We start from the raw sequence: 19,314 nt of genomic DNA on the forward strand, positions 1-19,314 counted from the left end.
CGATCGGGCGATCAGTAGTCGATGTTCGAGAGCCGATCGACGGCGGGATCGGTGAACACGTCCTTCTCGTCGACGCTCCGCGACGAGAACTCCGAGATCACGGCACCCTCCGGCCCGCCCCGAAACCAGTGGTTCGTATCGGGTGGGATCGTGTACTGCTCGCCCGGCTCTAAGGCGACCTCGTGGCCCGCCGTGTAGTGTTCTTCTCGTTCCGGCGGACTCACTGCCGGCTCCTCGGTCTCCTCTCCCTCGACGTAGAGGTACACTTTCCCCGCCCGACACCGGAACGTCTCGCGTTTTCCGGGGGTGCCGTCGAACGGCGGATGGCGGTGTTCGGGACAGGTCTGGCCCGGCAACTGGACGAGTTCCTTCGCACAGTAGCGGTCGGTGTTGACGTAGGTGTGGATCTGGGTCCCCACCCGCACCAAATCGTCGAACCCGAAGTCCACGATCTCGAGGCCCGCCTTCTCCTCGTCGGTGAGGACGATCCCGGCCTCCTCGATAAGTTCCAGGGCGTGGCGTCCGGCCTCCTCCCTGCTTGTGTTGGTAGCCATGATCGGGGCGACGGACGGGGAGGAAAAAAAGCCGCGGGTCCAACAGGGGAGATCGACGGGGTTTTTCCCGGCGTCGAACGTGACGGCGGATATGACGCTCGATCCGGTCCACTTCGAGGGGATCGCCGATCTCGCGGGGCGGATCGACCAAGGCGCCGACGAGCGCGACCACCGCGCGTTCGCCGAGACCGTCTGGGAGGACTTCCTCGATCCGCTCGTAGACGACCGCGGGCGGACGGTGATCGAACCCGTCGGTTCGGTCTCCCGCCACCGGGTCGACTGCGAGGCCGTCGCGCTCGCCGAACCCGCCTTCGAGAGCTGCCACGGCCTCGACGCGGGGACGATCAACCCGACGACGTTCACGAACGGCCTCGTCATCGACGTCGCCCAGGCCGCGATGGCCGCGACGCCCAGCGACCTCGACCTCCACCGCTCGAGGACCGCCGTGATGACGGTCCACGCAAGCGACGCGACCGGCGGCGTCACCGACGACGGCTGGGATCGGTTCGACGACGGTTACAGCCGTCGACGGGCGGTAAACGCGCCGTCAGGCGTCCCCCGGTTCGCCGAGGGGATCGTCCACGCGCTCGCGCTCTACTCCGCCGAGAGCGAACACGCCTTAGAACACGCCGAGGCGGTGTCGGACCTGCTCGTCTTAGACGGGCCGCTGTACCCGCGGGGGCTCCTCCGGTGGGCCGACCAACACCCCGAACTCGCCTCGCTCTTGGCGGAAGAGCCCCAACCCGAGACGGTCGTCGAAAACTACGTCCGGCTGGTCGAGCGGTTCGTCTCCCGGGACGTTCCGCTCGTCGGGTTCGTCAAGAACCCCTCGACGCGGGCGATCACGCGGACACTGCGCGGGAAAGACGGGGTGGAAACCCCCTGGACCGACGACGCGGCCTTCTTCACCCGCGTTCTGGAGCGCGGCGAGTACGTCCCGGACGTCTCCGGCGAACGCTGGGAGCGCGACCGGGAGGCGCTCACGTACACCGGCTGGTTCCGCTCGCGGGCCGGCGTCGATGGACCGATGTCGAGGGAGGGTGACGCCCTCGGGGTCGGCCGCGAGCTTGAGCCCGAGGCCTACGAAGTCACCTTTTTCGTCCTCTACGACCCCCGCGAGGACCTCGCCTACCGGATCGAGGCCCCCTACGTGTTCACCCGCGACCCCGAGGTCCGCGAGCGATTGGCCCGCCAGGTCCTGGGGGAGGTCGCCACGTCCCGGGGGCCGCCGACGATCGTCGGCAAGGCCGACGAGCTGGCCCGGATCGGCGCGGCCGAGAAGGCCTCGCTCCGGGAGGCCTTAGAGGAGCGCTTCGACACCGAAGAGGACCGCAGCTACGACGACCTCCGGTGGGAAGCCTACGACTGAGTCGTACGTTCAAAAAAGGGGCGGGTCAGACGACCTGCAGGTACTCCTCGCGGAGTTCGTCGTCGCCGACCTCCCGCCCGTGGACCTCGTGCATGTGGGTTCGTGCCAGTTTGATCGCCTCGCCTTCGTCCTCGGACTGGACGATGAACCGGCAGTCCGATTCGGCCGCCTCGCAGTCGAGTTTGTGTGCGTCCATCAGTGGGTCTCCTGGATGTGTTCGGCTATCCGTTCGGTCTCCTCGTAGAACGTTTCGAGGTCGTAGTCCTGGGCCTGGATCAGCGCGCTGTAGCGGGGCGTGTAGCTCGCAAGGAAGGACAGCTCCGCGAGTTCGTCCTCCGTCGCCCCGTGAAGCCGTGCCGCGCCCCTGTGGAAGTGCCGGCAGTACTCACAGCCGATCGCCGCCGCGACCGCGAGTCCGACAAGTTCTCGGGTCTTCGGCTCGAGCGCTGACTCCTCGAAGAGGAAGTGTCGCATGTTCGGCCACTCGGTGACCAGATCCCCCTCCGGGAGCGCCTCGAGATAGCCCGGGACGAACCCGAACGACTCCTCGATCTCCGTTCTCGTTTCGTCGTACGGTCTCTGTTCGGTTGCCATGTTCGTACCCCCGACGGCGGCCGGTAGTGTGCCCTATGCCACCGACCACCACGCTGTCTACCACGAACCGTTACTTAGCGTTTTTCGGCGAAACCGATTCATAACCGCCGCTGACCGTCGGACCGGCGATCCGGTTCCGGATTCCGGCCACGGCGGCCGTCAACGGCCGTCCGCGGAGCGAAACTCCTCCTTTGTCGTCTCGACCTCGACGGCCTCGGAGGCGACCCCGATCCGGACGAACTGGGTCCGGACGTGTTCCTTTGCCGCCTCGAGGGCCTGTTCTTTCGTGTCGAACCCGCGGGGCAGGGGGGACTCGAAGGCGATCCGGATCTCGCGGCCGTCGACGGTCTGGGTGCTCCCGCCGCTGTCGACCTCGTAGAACTCGTCGCAGATCCAGACGTAGGCGGCCTCCTCGTCGGGCGAGCCGCTAAAGGAGGGGGCCTCCTCGCCGCGCTCGTAGATCGTCCCGGTGAGTTCGGCTCCGCCCGCCCTGGCTCTGACGATGATCATCGCGCCCGGGCGCCCACCGGGTTCGGTACCGCCGCCGACTCCCGACACGACGCCGCCTCGCACGCACGACCGGAGACAGTTTCCATGGCTCGGTTCTAGCGTTCGGGGACCCAAAAGGACGATGAAATCGCGCCGGGAGGGAAACGGGTTAGTGGATCGCTCCGGATAGACCGGACATGACGGACCTGGGCGACTTCGGGGACCACACCGCAGAGGGGGCCACCCGACGGGCGGGCACCGAGGACGACGACCGATTCGAGCGGACGTCGGTCGAGCCCGCGGGCGAGGACCGGGGGATCGGCGCGCTCTGTGTCTCCCGGGGGCTTCGCGTCGCCGAGGACGGCGACGAGACCGACCTCCAGGCCTACATCACGAGCGGGAACCGATCCGGGATCCGGATCGGGAGCTACCTGATCGCGCCGTACCCCGACGGCGAGAGTCTCTTCTGTCGGATCACCGCCCTCGAGTACGCCCAGGAGTACCACGCCGACGACGCGACCGAGATCCATGCCCGACGCGCGATGCGCACCGAGGGGGTCGAGGAGGGAGACTACAAGTTCATCGCGGGGCTCGAGCCCGTCGCCGTCCTCTACGAAGACGGGGAGGACCTCAAGCGCCGGATGACCGACCGGGTTCCCAAACCCCGAACCATCGTCCGGGAGGCGAGCGACACGGAGGAGATCAAGACGGGCCTGAAGATGCCCGGCGAGGGGGTCTTCCTGGGCCATCTCGCGGTCGGCGGCCAGAAGGTCCGGACGGCGGCGACGCCGCCGACGATCGACTATCGGCTGAAAGACGACTACGAGGCCGGCGACCCGCTGGTCTTTCGTCACACCCTCGTCGCCGGCGGCACGGGGTCGGGGAAGACCCACGCCGCGAAGAACGTCCTCCGGCAATACCTGGCCGACGAGCGCCGGTATCCAATGGACGACGGCCGGACGGTGACCCCCGCAGTGGTCGTCTTCGACCCCCAGGACGAGTACGCCCAGATGCACGACGACGGCGACCTCCCCGACGACTTCGCGCGCGGACTCGATCGGGAGGGGGTCGCCCACGGCGGCCACGACGACACGACCGCGTTCGTCCCGAAGGTGAGCACGGCCGACTACGACCCGGCCCACCACCGCGCGGCGTGCGTCGAGTTCACCATCCCCTTCTCGATGGTCCACGACAACCCCTGGCTCGTCGCGGGCAGCGGGCTGAACGACAACCAGTACGGCGCGCTGACGGGCGTTCTTCTCCCCATGTTCCGCGAGCAGTACGGCCGGAACGGGACCTACGAGGAGTTCACCACCTTCCTCGACGACCCCGCACTCCGCGAGGAACTCGACGAGTCGGGCCGGGTCCACGAGGCGACCTACGACGCCGTCCGCCGGCGCGCGTACGGCTTCAGCGACGTCTTCGACCAGGACGCCCGCCCGATCACCGATCTCGTCCACGACTTCGTCCGGCCCGGCGGGCTCTCGGTCGTTCCCACCTATCACATCACGAACAGCCGGGCGACCGAGACGGTCGTGCTCGCGCTTTCTTCCCTGCTGATCGACCAGAAGCTCTCGAACGATCCCGCCCACGACCGGATCAAGGAGACGCCCCTCGTCGTGGGGATGGACGAGGCCCACAACTTCCTGACCGACGCCGACAGCGTCCAGGCACGGAAGGTCATCGGGAAGTTCACCGAGGCCGCAAAACAGGGCCGCAAGGAACGGCTGGGCCTCTTTCTGATCACCCAGGACCCCCAGGACATCGCCGATCCCGTTTTCAAGCAAGTGAACACCACCGTCGTCCTGAACCTGGGCGACGAGGACGCGATCAGGAGCGTCAACATCCCCTCGAACCTCGAGTCGAAGGTGCCCTACATGGAGAAAGGCCAGATGGTCGTCTACTCGCCCGACAACTCCGAACCCGTCGAGCTGATCGGGCTTCCACACTGTCTCACCCGGCACGGCCGGGACTGACGCCGGCCTCTCCCGCGATCACTCCCCCTCGACCGCCCAGTCGAGGACGACCGTGACGGTCTCGTGGTCGGCGCCGATCATGGGTGAGCGTTCCTCGACCGTGACGTCGTAGGTGATCGAGGCGGGCGGCGAGAGATCGACGGTCTTGTTGCCGACCCTGGGGGTTATCCCTCCCTCCGCACGGAGATCGCGGGCGAGCTCCTGGAGTCGGTCGGCGGCGTCCTCGCGGGCGATCTCCCGTTTGTCCCTGGTCTTATCGGACATGGACGAACTATCGTGGCTCGAACGGTTAAGCGATTTTTCACGGCCGGGACACTGTCATCGAACCCTGATAGGGTCGGGCGAGTCCCTCCGACCGGTCCCTGCCTGGATAGGGGCCTTTTTCCTCGCGGGGAGGGAACCCCCGCCCGATGGACCCCTCGATCGGGATCGTGGCACAGCGGGGAAACGACCGCGCCCAGGCGCTCGCGGCCTCGATCGTGGAGGCCGTCGGCGCCGACGCTCGAGCGGTCGTCGACGAGGAGACCGGCCACGTGTTGGATCGGAAGGGCGTTCCGGTGGCGGCGATGGCCGACTGCGACCTCGTCGTCAGCATCGGCGGCGACGGCACCTTCCTGTTCGTCGCCCGGGAGGCCGGCGGCGCGCCGATCCTCGGGGTCAACCTGGGCGAGGTCGGCTTCCTCAACGCCGTCGCGCCCGACGACGCCGTCGAGACCGTCGTCTCGCTGGTCGCCGACCGCCGCCGGGGCGAGCCGATCGCGGGCCGAACCGTCGACCGGCTCCGGGCGGAGGGCGAGGGGTGGGAACTCGCACCCGCGGTCAACGAGGTCGTCGTCCACGGCCGCCGGCGGGGCCACGGCGGCGGCGCCGAGATCGAGATCCGCGTCGACGGCGAGCGCTACGCCGAGAGCCACGCCGACGGCGTCCTCGTGGCGACACCGACGGGATCGACCGCGTACAACCTGAGCGAGGGCGGCCCGCTCGTCCGCCCCTCCGTCGGCGCGCTCGTCGTCACCCAGATGTGTGCGACCGAGCCGATGCCGCCACTCGTAACCGATGCCGAAAGCGAGATCGAGCTCCGCCTGACGGGCCCCGAAGGTGGGTACGCGATCAGCGACGGGCGAAACCGGCGCCGGCTCGAGTCGCCTGCGACCGTGCGGGTCGCCGTCGCGGACGATCCGATCGTCATCGCCGGTCCTCGGGGGAACTTCTTCGAAGCTCTCGAGAAGTTGGAGTAGCCGGCCGTAGACGGGGCCGTCGTCGGACCGGTGCCGCCCCGGCGGTCAGTGGTCGTGGTCGTGGCTGTGGTCGTGGCCCCCCGGCTCCCCGCCGTCGCTGGCGGCGTCCACGTCGCCGCCGGCGACGAGCGTCTCGTGGTCGCCCTCGATCATGTCCATGTTCTTCAAGTTGTCGCGCTCCTCGAAGTCGGCGACCGCGTCGAGCAGATCGTCCTGGGTCAGCGTCGTCCGGTTTTCCGTCAGTGCTTCCAACACTGCTTCCCGGAGCACCATCCGGAGGTCGCTGCCGGTGAGCCCCTCGGTGGCTTCCGCGACCGTCGCGGGGTCGAACTCGTCGATCTCCATCGCGCGGGTGATGACCCGGAGGATGTCCGCGCGCATCCCGTTGTCCGGCTTGGGGAAGTTGACGATCTCGTCGAAGCGACGCCAGGCCGCGGCGTCGAGCTGATCGGGGTGGTTCGTCGCCCCGATCAGGAGCACGTCGTCCTGGATCAGCGAGACGTTGTCGATGCTCTTCAGCAGGGTGTTGACCGCACGCTTGAGGGCGGCGTGTTCGTCGCTCCGGCGGGTCTTGGCGACGAAATCGAACTCGTCGATGAAGAGGATACACGGCGAGAGCCGTTTTGCGACCTCGAAGGTCTTGTCGACGTTCTTGGCCGTCTCCCCGAGGTACTGAGAGGTGATCATCGACAGCTTGACCTCGACGAACGGGAGGTCCATGTCGTGGGCCAGCGCGCGCGCGGTCGATGTCTTTCCAGTACCCGGAGGACCGACGAACAGCAGCTTCCCGATCTCGCGGAGGCCGATCTCGGCGAGATAGTCGCGGTGTTCGATCGCCTTCGCGATCTTGTCGATCTCGGCCTCCTGGTCGGCAGTGAGAACGATCTCCTCTAAGGTGACGTCGATCTCCTCGGGAGCCTGGATCTCCACCAGGTCGAGCATCTCCTCTTCGTCCTCGCTCTCGAAGTACTCCTCGAGGAGGCCGTCGATCCAGACCCGGTCGGCCTGGATCGGGCGGTTCATCTCGCGGGCGAGGTCGTACTCGACCTCCTCGCTCACTCCGTCCTGGCCCTCGAAGTGGGCGGCGAGCGTCGGGTTCGTGAGCAGCCGATCGGTGTCGGCACGCTCTAGGAACCAGCGTTCGGCCAGCTCGCGCTCGGTCAGCGAAATCGTTCCCGAGAACTCCTCGCGGTCGGTGAACATCAGCTCCGAGACGGCCTGCCAGGGCCGGTCGACGCCCGTGGCCGCCCGGGCGGTGGTCGTCGTCGCCGACAGCGGGCGCTCGATGCCCTGCTCCCGGGAGCGAGCCCTCGATCCCCCCTCGCTCGACTCCTCGCCTCCCTCGCTCTCCGACCCGGACCAGAAGACCCGTCGGATCCGCGGCGGGAGGTCGTTTGCGTCGAGCGATCGGTCCGCCGAATAGACGCTCGTCGTGAGCAAGAACTCGACGACGTCGAGCGCCGCGTCACTCATTCTCCGGAGCTAGCTCCCACATCGTCTTAACGCCGTCGTCCGGCGGGACGTGTGCCCCGCGCTGGCACGCGGTGGTCCGACACAACCGTTTTCTTCCGGGGGTGCGATCCGGGCATATGAACGTGTTGCTCGGGATCGCGGGCAGCGACGAGGGGATCGAGGCCCTCGAGAAAACCGTCGAGCGCACCCTGGAGGCCGGCGACGACCTCACCGTCGCCGTCGTCGACAAGCCCGAGGCCGAACGCTCCCAGGAAGCGACCGTCGAGCGAGCCGAGGTGGTCCTCGCCGAAGCCGACCTCGAGGCGACGGTCCGCACGCTGGAGGGCGATCCGGGGAGCTCGCTGGTGGACTTCGCCGAACACGGCGGGTTCGACCGGCTGGTGATCGGCGGCGGGACCGAGAGCCCGATGGGGAAGATCAGACTGGGACCCATCGCGGAGTTCGTCCTGTTGAACGCGACGACGACGGTGACGCTCGTCCGATGACCGACGGCCGTCTCTACCCCGAGGAGCCCGCCGGATCCTTCCCGACCCCGCCGGCGACTGTCGCCGACCGCGAGGGCCGGTCGATCGAGCTCCGGACGATCGACGGGGGGGACGCCGACGACCGCGAGGCCCTGGTGGAGATGTACGTCCGGTTCGATCCGACCGACAGGGCCCAGGGGATCCCGCCGACCGGCGAGGACCGCGTCAGAGACTGGATCGAGACCATCGCCCCCGAGGGGATCCACGTCGTCGCCGTCCACGAGGGGGAGGTGGCGGGCCACGCGACGCTGGTTCCCGAAAGCGATGACCCCGAGGCGATCGAGGAGCCCGCCGGGATCACCTGGGAGCTCGCGATCTTCGTCCTCGCGGCCTACCAGCAGGCCGGGATCGGGACTCACCTGCTGGAGCACTTGCTCGGCCACGCCGAAGGGCTGGGCGTCGAGCGGGTCTGGCTGACCGTCGAGCGCTGGAACGCGCCAGCGATCGGGCTCTACGAGTCCGTCGGCTTCGAGCGCTGTGGCACTGAGAGCTTCGAACAGGAGATGGCGATCCGGCTGGCGTAGTCCGGCTACACCGAGAGCACGGGCTGGCTCGCGTACGAGAGGACGTACTCGGCCGTTTTCTCCAGTACTTCGGCGGGCCGTTCGATCACCGACTCGCGGGGGATGACGATGAAGTCGGCGCCGACGGTGTCGGCGGCGTCGAGGACGACGCTGCCGGGATGGCGGGTCTTCCGGCTCGTCGAGAAGCCGTGGGTCATCGACGTCGAGAGGGGGACGCCGTAGGCGTCGGCGACGCCGCCGACCTCGTCGAGAAAGCGCTGGGCGTTGTCGGCGACCTCCCCTTCTTCGACGGTGCCCGCGTCCATTCCCTTGACGACGCCCCGGCCGAGGACGAACAGGACGTGGACCGAGGCGTCGTAGCGGTCGGCGACCGCGACGGCGAACTCGACCGCGCTCGCGGACTCCTCGCTGCCGTCGACCGGCGCGAGAACGGTCTCGACGGAAAACGGCTCCCGGTCGTCCAGATCCATGTCGGGTGATCCGAGGCCGGCCATCAAAAAGGCTCGCCCCCGCAGGGCCGGCTCCCCGTCCACTTTCGCCCGTCGAGCGCCAATCAAGCGGTCGCCGAACGGTCGCCGGCGCCGTCGTCCGTGAGGACTATGCGGGTGGCCCTCGAAGCCCGATCCATGTTCGATACGGTCGTCGTCGCCACCGACGGATCCGACAGCGTCGAGCGAGCCGTCGACGTCGCGCTCGATCTGGCCGCACGCTTCGACGCCTCCGTCCACGCCCTCTCGGTGGTCGACGAGGGCGAAGTCGACGCCTCGCCGCCCCAGCTTCGCGAGGAGCTGACGACGGCCTTAGAGACCCACGCCGAGGCCGCCCTCGGGACGGTCCGCGACCGGGCAGGCCCCGGGATCGAGACCGCGGTCCGGGAGGGCCAGCCCGCGACCGAGATCTGCGAGTACGCCCGCGCCACCGACGCCGACCTGATCGTCACCGGCACCCGCGGGCGCCACGGCGAGAACCGCCTGCTCCTTGGCAGCGTCGCCGAACGCGTCGTCCGGACTGCCCCCATTCCGGTGCTCACGGTCCGCCAGCTCGAGGAAGTCGCCGAGGACGAGTCCGCACGCGACGAACGCGCCGCGGCCTGAGCGGGGAGATCGGCGGGTTCTTGCCGCTCGGCGCCCGAGACGGGGCCATGTACGACGATCTCGTCGACGCCGACCTCCCGATCGCCCGCAAGTCGGTCGTGCCGGGCGCGGGCTTCTTCCGGCCCGACTCCGTAAGCGAGGAGGCAACCGATCAGCGGGTCCGGGCCGCACTCGACGGCGCGGAGGCCGCTGTGATCGCCGACCCCGACGCGGACGGTCTGGCCTGTGTCGCCCTGATCCGGGAGTTCTACGACGACGTGAGGGTGGTGCCCGAACCCGAGGGCGACGGAGAGGACGACGAGACTGATGGTTCCGAACCGAAGGGCGACGACGCCGAACCCGAACCCACGCCCCACCGCGTCGCGCTCGTCCCTGCCTCGCCCCACGACGTCGAGGACGCCCTCGCACGGGTCGCGGTCTACGCCCCCGAGGGGATCGATCTCTACGTCTGTGACCTCGCGCCCGATCGCTTCGAGTACGTCGAGGACGAACTCGCCGACGCGATGGCGGTCGCGGGGAGCGTCTCGTGGTACGACCACCACCAGTGGAACGATGGGGTCCCCGAGGCGGTCCGGACGGCGGGCGCCGAACTCGCCATCGGCGACTCCGAGGAGGAGTGTTCGGCCGACGTCGTCGCCCGCTCGCTCGAGTACGACTTCGACCCGGTCCACGAGGAGCTCGCGGCGGTCACCCGCGACCACGACCTCTGGCTCCGGGAGGACCCCCGCAGCGACGACCTGGCCGACTACGCCTACTGGAGCGATCCCGCCGACTACGTCGAGGTCGTCCGCGCCCACGGCGCCGACCTCCCCGAGTGGGTCGAGGCCTATCTCGCCGAGCGCCGGGTCGAGAAGACCCAGCTGATCGACCTCGCCGTCTCGCGGGCCGAGTACCGCGAGATCGGCGGCTACACCGTGGGCGTGACCTACGGCCGCTGTTCGCAAAACGAGGTCGCCGAGGCGATGCGCGAGGACGGCGCCGACGCCTCGGTGATCGTCAAGCCCGCCGGCAGCGCCTCGATCCGCGGGACCGACGCGTTCGAGCGGTGTCACGAGGTCGCCGGGCGGGTCAACGGCGGGGGCCACCCGAAGGCCGCGGGCTGTAAACCCGACATCTACGACGACGCGCTCGACTACGCGACCCACTGGACGAGCCGTGGCGCGGTCACCAAGCAGGTGATCCTCGACGCGTTCCGGGCAGTGGTCGCCGACGAAGGCGAAGCGGAAGGGAGCGACGCGGAGGCCTGAGCTACCGGCGGGCGAGCACCCGCATCACGAGCTGGAGGACGTGGACGAAGACACCGGCAACGGCGATGTAGACGCCGATGGTCTGGAGAGCGACCGATCCCCGGCGATCGCGGACCTTCCAGATCTCCCAGCCGAGTCGGAGCATGAACCCGAGGAAGATCAGGACGAAGCCGGCGAGCAACACCGGTGGAACGAACGTCCCGATCGCGACGGCGACGATCCCGCCGATGAAGGCGTAGTTCGCGTACGACCCCCAGCTCTCGAAGGACTTCGAGCGGACGTAGACGTAGCCCGCGATCACGGCCGTCAGGAGGGCGACGACGATCGCCGTGACCCCCAGGATCGGGAGCTGGGCGTCTCGGGGCGCAAAGCGGAGCACCCCGGCGCCGAAGACCCCGAACGCGAGCTGGAGGACGACCGTTCCGACGAGCGCGAGGCCCGTACTGTCCCCCGAGATTCCGCGTTCGGCGATCATCTGACCGACGGTGATCGCCGCACCGTAGACGAGGACGCCGACGATGGGGTAGGCAAAGAGGGCGTCGTTGAGCGCCGCGAGCGGCGTGGCGACGACGAGATACATCACGGCGACGTTGACCGCCATCAGGACGCTCGCGCCGCCGATGACGGTCACCTCCCGCGAGCCGAATCCTCGGCCCGTGTCGTGGGGCGTTTCGAGGGAACTCATGGCTACCGGCTATGCCGCTGTCGGGGAAAAGCCCTCGCCATGGACATCTCGAACGATCCGCCGTACGATTGCCCGGTGAAACCGTGTGTCGTCCGCGAGTTCGCCGGAGCCGACGGACGGGAGCGGAGGTCAGTCCTCGACGACCCACCGGTCCGAGTAGGACGATCCACAGGAACACTGCGCGTAGGCATGGATCACGTCGCCCTCGGCGTAGATCCCGCCGACGTCCTCGTTTCGCTCCTCGGCGAACGCGAAGACGAACTCCGGGGCGCCGTCCTCGCAGTCGGGACAGACCCCGTCCGTGAGGTCGTCGTCGATCTCGCTTTCGGTCGCCATCGCCGACCGCGCGAACTCCATCGCGCCGGTGCCGGTCGCGGCCTCGAAGGCGCTGCGCCCGCTCTCGCCGTCGACGACCATCAGGACGCCGCCCTCGACGCGCTCGCCGAACTCCTCGAGTTGTGGGTCCTCGACGAACGAGTCCGCGAGGAAAAGCGCCACGTCGTCGGGCCGTTCGGCGGCCCGGAACTCCGAGAGTACGTCGCTCATGGTCGAGAGTGCTCCCGAAGACTCAAAAAGGGCGCGAACCGGTCAGTCCTCCAGGTCCTCGGCGATCGCGGATAGGCTGTCTGCGGGGGGTTCGCGGGCCTCGTAGTAGGCCGTCTCGCCGGGCGCCCGGATCCCGTAGAGGAAGTCGGGTTCGACGATATCGAGCAGGACGGAGCCGCCCGGGCGGGCGTCGCCCTCGGCGACCCACCCGGCCAGACGATCTTCACACCCTCCGGGATCGCGGGCGTATCCCGGCGCGTCGTAGAGGCCGGGGATCCGGACGCCGTCGCCGCCCAGCGTCCGGTCGGGCCGGGCGAACAGCTCGTCCCCGTTACAGGCGACCCGAACGACCTCGCCGACGGGAAGCCGGTCAGCCTCCTCTGCGGGCACGTCGATCCGGACGCCGGTCGGCGTCTCCGCGAGGGTCGCCCGAACGGTCTCGATGGAAGGGTGGTCGCTGGCGAGTCGGTCCGCCATCCTCCTTACTCGTCGTCCGCGTCCTCGCCGTCCTCGAGACCCAACAGCTCCTCGACGTCGGTCTCGCCCCGATCGACGATCGCGGCGTTGACCTGGGCGACCGCGTCGCTTACCTCCCGACCCCGAACCGTGATCCGGCGGCGCTCGCCGTCCCGGCTCGGCTTGTAGCCCGTCTGGCGTCCCGTCATCAGGACCTCCCGGAGGGTCGCCCCGGCGACGGAGTCGTTGAGCGGTCGGCCCGCCTCGTCGGAGCCGCCCGTGATCTCCAGGGTGTAGCCGTCGAGACCGACGGAGTCGCCCTCGACCTCCTCGCCGACCGACCGGCCGAGAAAGCGGTTGGCGTCCTGGTCTTCGGCCTCAAGCTGGTACGACGTCCCGCTCTCGGGATCGCCGACGACGACAGTGAACGTTGCCATGTCCGGGACGAACGGGTCCGCGGCAAAAAGCACGTCGGATCGCCGATGGGTCGCTCCGGGACGTCGCCACGGCTCCGAGGAGCGGCGCCCGGCCCCGCCCTCGAGGAACCTGTCGTTTCGAAACGACTAAGCCCCGTCTGACCGTACAGTCAGCCAGTGACCGAACCGAGCGCCCGCGAGGAGATCATGGAGGCAACCTACGACGCGCTCTGTGACAGGGGGTACTCCGAGCTGACCGCCCGGGCGATCGCCGACCGAACCACGAAGAGCAAGTCCCATCTGTTCTATCACTACGACTCGCTCGACGACCTCGTCGTCGACTTCATCGACTACCTTCTCGAGAGATTCGACGACTGGGTCGAGACCACCCGGGAGCGCCCGCCCGTCGAGCGGCTGACGGCGTTTACCGACTGGTTTCTCTACGGTCCCGGCGACGACGAGCAGGTCTCCTTTCACACCGCCATGCTCGAGCTCCGCGCCCAGGCGCCGTACAACGACCGCTACCGCGAGCGCCTCCGGGACGGCGACCGCCGCCTCCGGGCGGTCGTAGAGGAGATCCTCGAGGCGGGGATCGAGTCGGGGCAACTCCGCGAGCACGACCCCGAGCGGACGGCCGCCCTGCTGATCGCCGCCTTCGACGGCGCGCGGGTCCGCCAGCTCACCACCGGACGCGACGCCTACCCCGCCCAGGTGCGGGAGGCGGTCGTCGCCGACCTCCTCGCGGATCTCGTGGCCGAGGGCGTCAGCCTCGACGTAGAGGGGAGCGACGGGGATGCGTGAGGTCGTCGTCGGAGGGCGGACCCGGGCGCTCTCGCCAGCCGTCGAGCGGGTCGTCGACGATGCCCTCGACTCGCGGACGGTCTCGCTCCCGACCGCGCTCACCCGGGCGAGCGCGGAAGCCGTCGGCGACGGCGGCGAGCCCCCCGGAACCGACGCGGCGAGCACGGCCGTCGCCTCGCTGTCGGGCTACGCCCACCTCCGGCGGACCCTGCTTTCGGCACCCGACCACGAGAGGCGGGCGGTCGCCCTCCTCGCCAGCGACTACCTCCTCGCCTCGGCCCACGCGGCCCTCGGGGTCGCTGCCGTCCCGCCCGACCGCCGCCGCGAGCTGTACGCGACGCTGACCGCCGGCTCGGCGGAGCTCGCGGCGGCCCTGTTCGCGGTGTCGACGGACCGTTCCGAGCGGGACGTCGATGGAGAGCCGCCGGTCGCCGCGACCCTCGCGGAGACCGGCTGTGCGCTGGGCGCGGCCGTCGGGGCCGCCTCCCGGGGGACCGTCGAGGCGATGGCCGACTACGGCCGGTCGCTGGCGACGGCCGCGGCCCGTACCGACGGGGAGGCCGCACTGGCCCGGATCGAGGCCGCCGTCTCCGACGATCACCCCGACATCGACCGGGGGCCGGCCGAGGGACCGATCGGGGACCACACGAAGCGGGCGCGGGCCGCCCTCGAGGCCCTCCCCGAGGGCGAGGCCCGCGAGCGCCTCGAGCGGGCGACCTGGGTGGTCGGGGGACGGTCGTCGGGGTGACTCCGGCGGGAACCGATGGAGGAAAAGCCCTCCACGCCCGACGGTCGGTGTGCGACTCGAGTTCCTGGGCGGGGCCCGCGAGATCGGCCGCAGCGCCGTCCTGATCGATGACGCCCTCCTGATCGATTACGGGATGGATACGGGCACCCCGCCCGCGTTCCCCGTCGGGGACGTAGAGCCGGAGGCAGTCGTCGTCAGCCACGGCCACCTGGATCACGCTGGCGCGGTTCCCGCGCTGCTGGCAGGGCAGCCCCGCCCCGAGATCCACTGGACGCCCTCGACCGCCGACCTCTGTACGGTTCTCGCCCGGGACACCCTCGAACTCCACGGCGGGAGCTACGCCTGCCCGTTCACGGAGGCCGACGTCGCCCGCCTCGCCCAGCACTCACACACCCACGGCTACGGCGAGCCCTTCGAGGCCGCGGGCTACGAGATCACGTTCTACGACGCCGGCCATATTCCGGGGAGCGCCCACGTCCTGATCGACAGCGCGGGGCGAAGCCCGCGAGAAGACGACGGCGACACCCGCCTGCTCTATACGGGCGATTTCAACACCGAGGACCAGCGCCTCGTTTCGGGGACGACCGCCCGACCCGACGCCGACGTCGTGGTCTGTGAGAGCACCTACGCCGACACGACCCGACCGCCGCGGGCGGAGATCGAGGGGGCGTTCGCCGAGCGCGTCGAGCGAACCCTCTGGGAAGGAGGGACGGCGGTCGTCCCCGCGTTCGCGATCGGCCGGACCCAGGAGGTCCTCTCGATCCTGGCCGAGGCGGGCGTCGAGTGTTACGTCGACGGGATGGGCAAACGCGTCACCGAACTGTTCGACCGGCCCCGAAACCGCGACTCGCTCCGCGACCCCGACGACCTCCGCCGGGCGAAGGGCCACGCCCGGTTCGTCTCCGGTCGGGACGGCCAGCGGGAGCGAATCGCCGACTCGAACACCGCCGTCGTCACCACGAGCGGGATGCTCCAGGGAGGGCCGGCGATGACGTACGTCCCCGCGGTCCGGGCGAACCCGACGAACCTGATCGCGCTCTCGGGCCATCAGGTCGAGGGTACGCCCGGTCGGGACCTCGTAGAGACCGGCAGCGCCGAGATCGACGGCCGGCGGATGCCTGTGAGCGCCCGGGTCGAGGCCTACGACCTCTCGGCCCACGCCGACCGCGACGGACTCGAGGCGTTCCTCGACGCCTACCGGGCGGCGACGGTCCTGACCGTTCACGGCGACCGCCCCGAGGCGTTCGCGGCCGACCTCCGCGGGGAGGGGTTCGACGCGCGGGCCCCCGAGCTGGGCGAGCGGGTCGTCGTCGAGTAGCGCCGACGTCAGGTCCGGGGACGTATCAATCGAGATTCTATTTCAGCTCCGATAGGGGTTTCGCAGGCCCCACCGAGGGCGTCCGATCGCCGGTCGGACCATAGCTATTCGTACGTGTATCCCGTAGCGCCGAGCAATGACACCGGACCGATACGACGCGATCGTCGTCGGCGTCGGCGACGCGGGGGCGGCGGCGGTTGCCCACCTCGCCGACCGTGGCGTCGACGTCCTCGGGCTCGAGCGCTTCGACATTCCACACGGCTACGGCTCATCGCCCGAGCCGGGGGCGATCCGGCTCGCAGCCGGCGAGGAGGACGTTCCCCTCTACGAGCGGGCCGTCGACCTCTGGGAGGAACTGGGCGTCGAGCGGGGCGAGCGCCTCCGCTACCGGGGCGGTGCCCTCGACGTCGGCCTCGAATCGGAACTCGAGGAGCTTGCGGCGAGCCTCGCCTCCCACGACGTCGCACACGAACGGCTCTCGGGGGCGACGCTCACGGAACGGTATCCCGCATACCGGCTTCCCGACGACGAGAGCGGCGACGGCGAGGAGTACGCCGCGATCTATCAGCCCGACGGCGGCCTCCTCCGGCCCGACCGGGCGATCGTCGCCCACGTCGAGCGCGCCCACGACGCCGGCGCGACCATCCGGGCCCGCGAGCGGGTCACCGACTGGGACCGCGTCGGCGACGACGTTCGAGTACGGACCAACCGGGACGAGTACCGGGCCGACGAGCTCGTGGTGACCGCCGGCCCGTGGACCGGCGGGATCGTCGAGGATCTCGAGGACGTTCTTCGGCCCGAACGGCGGGTCCGGACGTGGCTCCAGCCCGACTCCCCCGCGGCCTTCGCCCCCGAGCGGTTCCCTCCCTTCGCGTTCCGGACGGATGAGGGCCGCTACTACGGCGGGCCGGTCCTGGGGGTTCCCGGCTTCTCCTTTGGCCGGCGCCACCACCGCGGGGAGACCGCCGACCCGACCCATCTCGAGCGCGAGCCGATGCCCCAGGACGAGCGCGTGCTCCGCCGGTTCGCCGACCGGTACTTCCCGGGCGGAACGGGGCCGACGATGGGGCTTCGGACCTCGCTTGCGACCGCGACCCCCGACGACCGCTTTCTCGTTGGAACCCTTCCCGACGACGACCGGGTCACGGTCGCCGCCGGGCTCTCGGGGGGCGAGGCGCCCCTGGCGAGCGTCGTCGGCGAGATCGTCGCCGACCTCGTCACTGAGGGGGAGACCGACCACGGGATCGAGCCGTTCGCCCTCGATCGGTTCCCGGCGCCAAACGCTTAACGCCGACCTCGCCCAACCCCCAGTATGGCCGACGAGGAGGATCTCCCGGATCGGCTCGTTCCCAACCGGGTCGACGGCGACGAGGTCTCCCGGCGCCGACTCATCCGCGGGACGGCCGCCGCGGGCGCGACGGTCGGGAGCGCCTCGACGGCCGGCTGCACGGACCTCCTCGACGAGGAGGACGCCGACGAAACGACTCCCGAGGACGACGAGGAGGAGACACCCGACGGCGCCGCGGACGACGACGAAGGGAGTCCCGACGATGCGGACGACGGGGACGAAGCTACGCCCGAAGCCGACGACGCCGACGGGGAGACGCCCGAAGCGAACGATGACGAGGCGGCCACCCGCCAGGGGTACGTCTTCGTCTTCAACACCGGCGACATGTCCGTCAGCGTCGTCGATGCCCTGACGGACGAACTGCTGGAGACGGCCTACATCGGCGCGACTGCCTCATTTCCCGCCAACCAGTACGCGACCCGCGAGGAAGGGATCGAGACCCTCTGGCTCAACGTCGAGGGCGGGGTCAAGGGGTACGATCCCGGGACCCTGGAGGAGGCCGTCGATCTGGAGACGGGGTCGGACTCGAATTGGCAGGAGGTCACCCCCGACGGCGAGCATCTGGTGGTCAGCGCCCGCGAGCCGACCCACGCCCAGTACCGGATCGACGCCGATCCCGATTCGGAGGGCTTCGGCGAGGTCACCGGCGAGATCGACCGGGGCGAGGCCGCACCCTGTGACGTCACCATCGGCCCCGACGGCGAGTACGCCTATGTCCCCGACCTCCAGGGCGATACCCTCACCGTGATCGACGTCCCCGCCTTCGAGATCGCGGCCCAGGTCGAGGTAGACCCCGTCATGGAGGGCGCCGACGCCGCCCAGCCCTACATGGACACCGCCTCCTGGGGCGGGGAGTACCTCGCCGTCGAGTATCTGGAGGGCGATCACGGCACCGAGGGGATCTGGGACATCAGCGATCCGACCGACCCCGAGGAACTCGTCCGGCTCACCGAGGAGGACGGCATCGGCGCGGGCGGCACGACCAGCGAGTTCAGCGCCGACGGCGACCTGCTCTACCTCTTCACGCCCGACACCGAGGATATCACGGTCATCGACGTCGAAGCCCGCGAGGTCGAAGACCGCCTCGACGTCGGCGGCGAGACCTTCGCCGGCACCTGGGATCCCGGCCTCGAGAAGCTGTACGTCCCGGTCCAGACGACCGACGAGGTGGTCGTCCTCGCGGAGGGCAAGATCCACGAACGGATCGGGGTCGGCTCGGCGCCCTACGGCGCGACCGCCCGGGACGTCCGGCCCGACTCCGGTGCCATGGACCGGCTGCTCGCGACCTTTGCGAACATGGGCGTCCCGCTGGGCGGCGAGGGGACGACCTACTGCATGGGCGACTGTTACTGTCCGGGCGACTGCGACTGACCGGAGGACGATCGCCGACATCGGGAACCGGAACCCGTTGCCGGGCCTGAAACGCCTTTTCGGATTCTCCTCGTTGGTTTGTGAGATGCCTCCCGAACCGGACAACGATCCCGACCTCGACGCCCTCGAGCTGAGCGACCTCGAGGAAGAGGCGTTACACGACCTCCAGCTCGGCATCGAGTACGTCCACCGAGCCAACGGAAGCCTCCTCCAGTTCCACCACGAACTCGGCCACGCGATGGACCGCATCGGCGCCGCCGAGGAACAGCTACGCGAAGCCGGCCACAAGGAGTGGGCCGACCAGCTACGCGACGAGCACCTGCCCGCGGGGGCGATCAGCGACCGCTGGACCTACGAACTCGTCGAGGAGTTCGACGGAAGCTTCCTCCCGGACGTCGATCGCTTCGAGAGCGAGGTCCGCGACGAGTTGGCCGACGGTGTCGGTCACATCACCGAGCGCCGGCAGCAAAACCGGATCCGCGAGCGCGCCCGGCGGGACTGATATGCGTTTTCGAACGCGTGCCCTGCCCCGCGAACGGCCGG

The 19,314-nt window shown here is 69.6% G+C and carries 24 protein-coding genes; 13 read left to right on the forward strand and 11 right to left on the reverse strand.

Annotated features, from left to right (window positions below):
* Positions 1-11: 11 nt before the first annotated feature.
* Positions 12-554, reverse strand: coding sequence for a D-lyxose/D-mannose family sugar isomerase (locus tag DVH23_RS12245; protein WP_114577723.1), 543 nt, complete (start codon positions 552-554; stop codon positions 12-14).
* Between the two features lie 91 nt (positions 555-645).
* On the opposite strand from DVH23_RS12245, the gene DVH23_RS12250 reads away from it, so the two are divergent.
* Positions 646-1,923 (forward strand): DNA double-strand break repair nuclease NurA, encoded by a 1,278-nt coding sequence (locus DVH23_RS12250; RefSeq protein WP_114577875.1) that lies wholly within the window; start codon positions 646-648, stop codon positions 1,921-1,923.
* Between the two features lie 25 nt (positions 1,924-1,948).
* On the opposite strand, the gene DVH23_RS12255 is transcribed toward DVH23_RS12250, so the two are convergent.
* The 3 genes from DVH23_RS12255 to DVH23_RS12265 all read right to left on the reverse strand — a co-directional run bounded on the left by DVH23_RS12255 (position 1,949) and on the right by DVH23_RS12265 (position 3,027).
* Entirely contained in the window at positions 1,949-2,122 is a 174-nt protein-coding gene (locus tag DVH23_RS12255) for a DUF1059 domain-containing protein (protein WP_114577724.1), read from the reverse strand.
* The gene (locus DVH23_RS12260) at positions 2,119-2,517 is read right to left on the reverse strand and encodes a carboxymuconolactone decarboxylase family protein (RefSeq protein ID WP_114577725.1); all 399 of its coding nucleotides are present in this window, start codon (positions 2,515-2,517) and stop codon (positions 2,119-2,121) included. Before DVH23_RS12260 ends, DVH23_RS12255 begins: the two co-directional genes overlap by 4 nt.
* Before the next feature lie 159 nt (positions 2,518-2,676).
* Positions 2,677-3,027, reverse strand: a complete 351-nt coding sequence (locus DVH23_RS12265) for a hypothetical protein (protein ID WP_114577876.1) — start codon at positions 3,025-3,027, stop codon at positions 2,677-2,679.
* 176 nt (positions 3,028-3,203) lie between these two features.
* Between DVH23_RS12265 and DVH23_RS12270 the strand changes: the two genes are divergently transcribed.
* Entirely contained in the window at positions 3,204-4,982 is a 1,779-nt protein-coding gene (locus tag DVH23_RS12270) for an ATP-binding protein (RefSeq protein ID WP_114577726.1), read from the forward strand.
* 18 nt (positions 4,983-5,000) lie between these two features.
* On the opposite strand, the gene DVH23_RS12275 is transcribed toward DVH23_RS12270, so the two are convergent.
* On the reverse strand, positions 5,001-5,246 hold the full coding sequence (locus DVH23_RS12275; protein ID WP_114577727.1) for an amphi-Trp domain-containing protein: 246 nt from the start codon (positions 5,244-5,246) through the stop codon (positions 5,001-5,003).
* A 146-nt stretch (positions 5,247-5,392) separates the two neighbouring features.
* Between DVH23_RS12275 and DVH23_RS12280 the strand changes: the two genes are divergently transcribed.
* On the forward strand, positions 5,393-6,220 hold the full coding sequence (locus tag DVH23_RS12280; RefSeq protein WP_114577728.1) for an NAD(+)/NADH kinase: 828 nt from the start codon (positions 5,393-5,395) through the stop codon (positions 6,218-6,220).
* A 45-nt stretch (positions 6,221-6,265) separates the two neighbouring features.
* On the opposite strand, the gene DVH23_RS12285 is transcribed toward DVH23_RS12280, so the two are convergent.
* Positions 6,266-7,693 carry an ATP-binding protein gene (locus DVH23_RS12285; protein WP_114577729.1) on the reverse strand — a complete coding sequence of 476 codons (1,428 nt, stop codon included), beginning with the start codon at positions 7,691-7,693 and terminating at the stop codon, positions 6,266-6,268.
* Positions 7,694-7,809: 116 nt separating this feature from the next.
* Here DVH23_RS12285 and DVH23_RS12290 point away from each other — a divergent pair, with 116 nt between their 5' ends.
* Positions 7,810-8,178, forward strand: coding sequence for a universal stress protein (locus DVH23_RS12290; protein ID WP_114577730.1), 369 nt, complete (start codon positions 7,810-7,812; stop codon positions 8,176-8,178).
* Positions 8,175-8,741: a GNAT family N-acetyltransferase gene (locus DVH23_RS12295; RefSeq protein WP_114577731.1), complete on the forward strand. Its 567-nt coding sequence runs from the start codon at positions 8,175-8,177 to the stop codon at positions 8,739-8,741. The genes DVH23_RS12290 and DVH23_RS12295 overlap by 4 nt, the downstream gene beginning before the upstream one ends.
* Positions 8,742-8,746: 5 nt before the next feature.
* Here DVH23_RS12295 and DVH23_RS12300 read toward each other — a convergent pair whose 3' ends face one another.
* Positions 8,747-9,205, reverse strand: a complete 459-nt coding sequence (locus DVH23_RS12300) for a universal stress protein (RefSeq protein WP_114577877.1) — start codon at positions 9,203-9,205, stop codon at positions 8,747-8,749.
* Between the two features lie 162 nt (positions 9,206-9,367).
* On the opposite strand from DVH23_RS12300, the gene DVH23_RS12305 reads away from it, so the two are divergent.
* Together DVH23_RS12305 and DVH23_RS12310 are read left to right on the forward strand one after the other, a co-directional pair.
* Entirely contained in the window at positions 9,368-9,835 is a 468-nt protein-coding gene (locus tag DVH23_RS12305) for a universal stress protein (protein ID WP_114577878.1), read from the forward strand.
* A 47-nt stretch (positions 9,836-9,882) separates the two neighbouring features.
* Positions 9,883-11,082 (forward strand): DHH family phosphoesterase, encoded by a 1,200-nt coding sequence (locus DVH23_RS12310; RefSeq protein WP_114577732.1) that lies wholly within the window; start codon positions 9,883-9,885, stop codon positions 11,080-11,082.
* A gap of 1 nt (position 11,083) precedes the next feature.
* Here DVH23_RS12310 and DVH23_RS12315 read toward each other — a convergent pair whose 3' ends face one another.
* The 4 genes from DVH23_RS12315 to DVH23_RS12330 all read right to left on the reverse strand — a co-directional run bounded on the left by DVH23_RS12315 (position 11,084) and on the right by DVH23_RS12330 (position 13,206).
* Complete coding sequence (locus DVH23_RS12315; RefSeq protein WP_114577733.1) at positions 11,084-11,767, reverse strand: hypothetical protein; 684 nt, start codon at positions 11,765-11,767, stop codon at positions 11,084-11,086.
* A 129-nt stretch (positions 11,768-11,896) separates the two neighbouring features.
* Positions 11,897-12,313, reverse strand: a complete 417-nt coding sequence (locus tag DVH23_RS12320; RefSeq protein ID WP_114577734.1) for a DUF5807 family protein — start codon at positions 12,311-12,313, stop codon at positions 11,897-11,899.
* Between the two features lie 42 nt (positions 12,314-12,355).
* Positions 12,356-12,790, reverse strand: a complete 435-nt coding sequence (locus DVH23_RS12325; RefSeq protein ID WP_114577735.1) for a hypothetical protein — start codon at positions 12,788-12,790, stop codon at positions 12,356-12,358.
* A 5-nt stretch (positions 12,791-12,795) separates the two neighbouring features.
* Positions 12,796-13,206, reverse strand: coding sequence for a 30S ribosomal protein S6e (locus tag DVH23_RS12330; protein ID WP_114577736.1), 411 nt, complete (start codon positions 13,204-13,206; stop codon positions 12,796-12,798).
* Positions 13,207-13,362: 156 nt separating this feature from the next.
* On the opposite strand from DVH23_RS12330, the gene DVH23_RS12335 reads away from it, so the two are divergent.
* From DVH23_RS12335 to DVH23_RS12360, 6 genes are all read left to right on the forward strand, one after another.
* Positions 13,363-13,986 (forward strand): TetR/AcrR family transcriptional regulator, encoded by a 624-nt coding sequence (locus tag DVH23_RS12335; RefSeq protein WP_114577737.1) that lies wholly within the window; start codon positions 13,363-13,365, stop codon positions 13,984-13,986.
* Positions 13,979-14,734: a hypothetical protein gene (locus DVH23_RS12340; protein WP_114577738.1), complete on the forward strand. Its 756-nt coding sequence runs from the start codon at positions 13,979-13,981 to the stop codon at positions 14,732-14,734. The genes DVH23_RS12335 and DVH23_RS12340 overlap by 8 nt, the downstream gene beginning before the upstream one ends.
* Positions 14,735-14,783: 49 nt before the next feature.
* Positions 14,784-16,052: an MBL fold metallo-hydrolase gene (locus DVH23_RS12345; protein WP_114577739.1), complete on the forward strand. Its 1,269-nt coding sequence runs from the start codon at positions 14,784-14,786 to the stop codon at positions 16,050-16,052.
* 136 nt (positions 16,053-16,188) lie between these two features.
* Positions 16,189-17,340: an N-methyl-L-tryptophan oxidase gene (gene solA / locus DVH23_RS12350; RefSeq protein WP_114577740.1), complete on the forward strand. Its 1,152-nt coding sequence runs from the start codon at positions 16,189-16,191 to the stop codon at positions 17,338-17,340.
* Between the two features lie 24 nt (positions 17,341-17,364).
* The gene (locus DVH23_RS12355; RefSeq protein ID WP_198667922.1) at positions 17,365-18,771 is read left to right on the forward strand and encodes a hypothetical protein; all 1,407 of its coding nucleotides are present in this window, start codon (positions 17,365-17,367) and stop codon (positions 18,769-18,771) included.
* Positions 18,772-18,856: 85 nt separating this feature from the next.
* A complete protein-coding gene (locus tag DVH23_RS12360; protein WP_114577741.1) occupies positions 18,857-19,273 on the forward strand; it encodes a hypothetical protein in 417 nt (138 codons plus the stop codon).
* Positions 19,274-19,314: the final 41 nt, after the last annotated feature.

The sequence above is a fragment of the Saliphagus sp. LR7 genome, assembly GCF_003344565.1.
GTDB classification, from domain to species: domain Archaea; phylum Halobacteriota; class Halobacteria; order Halobacteriales; family Natrialbaceae; genus Saliphagus; species Saliphagus infecundisoli.

Coding starts and splice junctions, on each gene's coding strand:
- DVH23_RS12245 (WP_114577723.1), bottom strand. CDS start 554: ATGGCTACCAACACAAGCAGGGAGGAGGCCGGACGCCACGCCCTGGAA.
- DVH23_RS12250 (WP_114577875.1), top strand. CDS start 646: ATGACGCTCGATCCGGTCCACTTCGAGGGGATCGCCGATCTCGCGGGG.
- DVH23_RS12260 (WP_114577725.1), bottom strand. CDS start 2,517: ATGGCAACCGAACAGAGACCGTACGACGAAACGAGAACGGAGATCGAG.
- DVH23_RS12265 (WP_114577876.1), bottom strand. CDS start 3,027: ATGATCATCGTCAGAGCCAGGGCGGGCGGAGCCGAACTCACCGGGACG.
- DVH23_RS12270 (WP_114577726.1), top strand. CDS start 3,204: ATGACGGACCTGGGCGACTTCGGGGACCACACCGCAGAGGGGGCCACC.
- DVH23_RS12275 (WP_114577727.1), bottom strand. CDS start 5,246: ATGTCCGATAAGACCAGGGACAAACGGGAGATCGCCCGCGAGGACGCC.
- DVH23_RS12280 (WP_114577728.1), top strand. CDS start 5,393: ATGGACCCCTCGATCGGGATCGTGGCACAGCGGGGAAACGACCGCGCC.
- DVH23_RS12285 (WP_114577729.1), bottom strand. CDS start 7,693: ATGAGTGACGCGGCGCTCGACGTCGTCGAGTTCTTGCTCACGACGAGC.
- DVH23_RS12290 (WP_114577730.1), top strand. CDS start 7,810: ATGAACGTGTTGCTCGGGATCGCGGGCAGCGACGAGGGGATCGAGGCC.
- DVH23_RS12295 (WP_114577731.1), top strand. CDS start 8,175: ATGACCGACGGCCGTCTCTACCCCGAGGAGCCCGCCGGATCCTTCCCG.
- DVH23_RS12305 (WP_114577878.1), top strand. CDS start 9,368: ATGTTCGATACGGTCGTCGTCGCCACCGACGGATCCGACAGCGTCGAG.
- DVH23_RS12310 (WP_114577732.1), top strand. CDS start 9,883: ATGTACGACGATCTCGTCGACGCCGACCTCCCGATCGCCCGCAAGTCG.
- DVH23_RS12315 (WP_114577733.1), bottom strand. CDS start 11,767: ATGAGTTCCCTCGAAACGCCCCACGACACGGGCCGAGGATTCGGCTCG.
- DVH23_RS12320 (WP_114577734.1), bottom strand. CDS start 12,313: ATGAGCGACGTACTCTCGGAGTTCCGGGCCGCCGAACGGCCCGACGAC.
- DVH23_RS12325 (WP_114577735.1), bottom strand. CDS start 12,790: ATGGCGGACCGACTCGCCAGCGACCACCCTTCCATCGAGACCGTTCGG.
- DVH23_RS12330 (WP_114577736.1), bottom strand. CDS start 13,206: ATGGCAACGTTCACTGTCGTCGTCGGCGATCCCGAGAGCGGGACGTCG.
- DVH23_RS12340 (WP_114577738.1), top strand. CDS start 13,979: ATGCGTGAGGTCGTCGTCGGAGGGCGGACCCGGGCGCTCTCGCCAGCC.
- solA (WP_114577740.1), top strand. CDS start 16,189: ATGACACCGGACCGATACGACGCGATCGTCGTCGGCGTCGGCGACGCG.
- DVH23_RS12355 (WP_198667922.1), top strand. CDS start 17,365: ATGGCCGACGAGGAGGATCTCCCGGATCGGCTCGTTCCCAACCGGGTC.
- DVH23_RS12360 (WP_114577741.1), top strand. CDS start 18,857: ATGCCTCCCGAACCGGACAACGATCCCGACCTCGACGCCCTCGAGCTG.